The organism is Pseudescherichia vulneris (assembly GCF_902164725.1).
GTDB classification, from domain to species: Bacteria; Pseudomonadota; Gammaproteobacteria; order Enterobacterales; family Enterobacteriaceae; genus Pseudescherichia; species Pseudescherichia vulneris.
Map to the genome: position 1 here is coordinate 2,852,118 of NZ_LR607338.1, position 1,709 is coordinate 2,853,826.

Consider the following 1,709-nt stretch of genomic DNA (forward strand, 5'->3'; position numbering starts at 1 on the left):
AGATAACGCGTAAACTTCTTATACAGTTTTGCTGGCCTTTAATCGCTCTCCATGCGTGTTGTAAATTATTACAACAAGAAGGTCCGTTGTCAATGCTTACAACAGACTCCCATTAGCACATCCTGTTTTCCCAAATGCCGGGATAATATTTACCAGCGCGTTCGCTGCATATCGATCACAAACCGGTACTTCACGTCACCTTTCAGCATACGTGCAAAGGCCTGTTCGATATCCTCACCGGCAATCATCTCAACATCGGCAGTAATATTGTGCTTACCGCAGAAATCCAGCATCTCCTGGGTCTCTTTGATGCTGCCGATCGACGAGCCGCTGATGCTCAGACGGCGGAACACCATCGGCGTGATGTTAGGTGACAGGTGCGGACGGTCGGGAATGCCCACCAGTACCAGACGACCGTTGGTTTTGAGGGTAGCCAGGTAGGGATCGAGATCGTGCGGTGCAGCCACGCAGTCGATGATCAGATCCAGCGTAGTTTGGGCTGCCGTCATCTGCTCCGCATCGCGGGAGACCACGACATGACGTGCCCCCAGACGGCGAGCATCCTCGCCTTTTTCCGGCGAGGTGGTAAACAGGGTCACTTCCGCACCCAGCGCGCTTGCCAGCTTAACGGCCATGTGGCCCAGACCACCAAGACCCACCACGCCAACGCGCGTGCCCGCCTGAACGTTGTAGTGACGCAGCGGAGACCAGACCGTCACGCCCGCGCAGAGCATCGGTGCTACGCCTGCCAACGGCAGGTGCTGCGGCACGGACACCACGAAGTCCTGATCGACCACCACGTTCTGCGCGTAGCCACCCCAGGTGCTCTCTCCGGTATATTTATCAATGCCGTTATAGGTTGCCGTGAAGCCCGCCTCGCAGTATTGCTCTTCCTGCTGCTTGCAGAAGTGGCACTCCCGACAGGAGTCAACCATCACGCCGACGCCGACGATATCACCCGCTTTAAGCTTATCGACTGCCGCCCCGGTCTCGACGATGCGGCCGACGATCTCATGGCCCGGCACCAGCGGATAGCGGCTTACTGCCCACTCGTTACGCGCCATATGTAGATCGGAGTGGCAGACGCCACAGTAGAGGATCTCAATCTTCACGTCCTGCTGTTGCAGCGGGCGCAGCGCAATCTGGCTGCTGGAGAGAGGTTGTGCCGCGTCCGTCGCGACTAATGCATTAATTTTCATCGTGCCTCGGAAATAGGGTGCTTTTATTCAAGGAAGGCGGCAGACTTTAATTAAGTTGGTTCGATATTGATAGTAGTCACCAAATGGTGACCATAAGCCGGAGAGTGAATTATGCCTGCATGGGTAGACGGTAAGCTGATGTTCTTTGCGGATTCACCCCCGCGACGCCTGATGGATCTCTTCTCCGTCAAATGGAGCACGATGGTGCTGCATGCGCTCTACCACTGGCCCGGCGAGCGCGCCCGTACCGGGGAACTACAGCGCAGCCTGGAAGGCATCTCCAAGAAGATGCTGTTTCAAACCCTGAAAGAACTGGAGCAGCGCGGCCTTATCACCCGGCATGTCTATGACGTCATTCCACCAAAGGTGGATTACCGCCTGACGTCGTTGGGCAAGACCTTTGCCGAGCCGATAGAGCAGATGTACCAGTGGGGGCTGGAGAACCAGGCGGCGCTGGATGAGATGGAGAAGAGGTATGTAGGGGCAGAGAAGGGGGCGGATTAGGCCGTA

The 1,709-nt window shown here is 56.4% G+C and carries 2 protein-coding genes; one reads left to right on the forward strand and one right to left on the reverse strand.

The genetic code is table 11. From position 1 onward, the window contains the following. Positions 1–149 precede the first annotated feature (149 nt). Complete coding sequence (locus FN633_RS11960; RefSeq protein ID WP_154057851.1) at positions 150–1,199, reverse strand: NAD(P)-dependent alcohol dehydrogenase; 1,050 nt, start codon at positions 1,197–1,199, stop codon at positions 150–152. A gap of 111 nt (positions 1,200–1,310) precedes the next feature. Between FN633_RS11960 and FN633_RS11965 the strand changes: the two genes are divergently transcribed. Continuing rightward, complete coding sequence (locus tag FN633_RS11965) at positions 1,311–1,703, forward strand: winged helix-turn-helix transcriptional regulator (RefSeq protein WP_154057852.1); 393 nt, start codon at positions 1,311–1,313, stop codon at positions 1,701–1,703. The last annotated feature ends 6 nt before the right edge of the window (positions 1,704–1,709 follow it).